General features: G+C 66.3%; 2 protein-coding genes. Both read left to right on the forward strand.

Annotated elements, in window-relative coordinates:
• The first annotated feature begins 6 nt into the window (after positions 1-6).
• A complete protein-coding gene (locus GSE44_RS26655) occupies positions 7-123 on the forward strand; it encodes a helix-turn-helix domain-containing protein (RefSeq protein ID WP_408015167.1) in 117 nt (38 codons plus the stop codon).
• A 109-nt stretch (positions 124-232) separates the two neighbouring features.
• Positions 233-448, forward strand: coding sequence for a hypothetical protein (locus GSE44_RS25155; RefSeq protein WP_235925135.1), 216 nt, complete (start codon positions 233-235; stop codon positions 446-448).
• Positions 449-627: the final 179 nt, after the last annotated feature.

Below are 627 nucleotides of genomic sequence, written 5' to 3' on the forward strand. Positions count from 1 at the left end.
AAGGCGATGCTGGCCGGCGGCACCATGACGGCCGCCGAGGTGGCGCGGCAGGTCGGGTGCGCACCGAGTACCCTGTACCGGCACCTTCCCGGAGGACGCTCCGCAGCGGCGGCGCCCACCTGACCGCATCTTCAGTGCAGCCGACTGCGCTGTGGTCACCGCCGGGACCGCATCAGAAGGGGGATAAATACGGGCCCCGGCATAGGGCCGGGGATGTCCCTGAGAACCTCCCATGAGATTGCGCGAGATCACGCCACCCAGCAGCCACCCCCATGTCGCCGAGATCCAGATTGACCCGGCTGATCTGCACCGCCTCGAACGGCTGATCGAGGAGGACCGCACTTTGCGCCTCCTCAACGTGGACGATAGCGAACCTGACCAGTGGGCTGTCCGGATCGGTTGCGCCTCGGTGCGGGTGCGCGAGCGGTTCGAGGACGGCTGGGGCTGAATGGCCGCTGAGGTGCGGAGAGCCGGTACCGCCACGTCCATCGTGGAGGCGGCCTTCCCATCGCGTCGCACTCCAAGAAGGACTTCAGATCGTACCTCCAATCTGGCATCTTGAACGGGCTTGATGCGGCCAAGATCAACTTTCTCAGCCCTTGGTGGCGGGTCCCACCCTCTCCGCCA

The sequence above is a fragment of the Muricoccus harenae genome (assembly GCF_009848505.1).
Taxonomy (GTDB): domain Bacteria; phylum Pseudomonadota; class Alphaproteobacteria; order Acetobacterales; family Acetobacteraceae; genus Roseomonas; species Roseomonas harenae.

Coding starts and splice junctions, on each gene's coding strand:
- GSE44_RS26655 (WP_408015167.1), top strand. CDS start 7: ATGCTGGCCGGCGGCACCATGACGGCCGCCGAGGTGGCGCGGCAGGTC.
- GSE44_RS25155 (WP_235925135.1), top strand. CDS start 233: ATGAGATTGCGCGAGATCACGCCACCCAGCAGCCACCCCCATGTCGCC.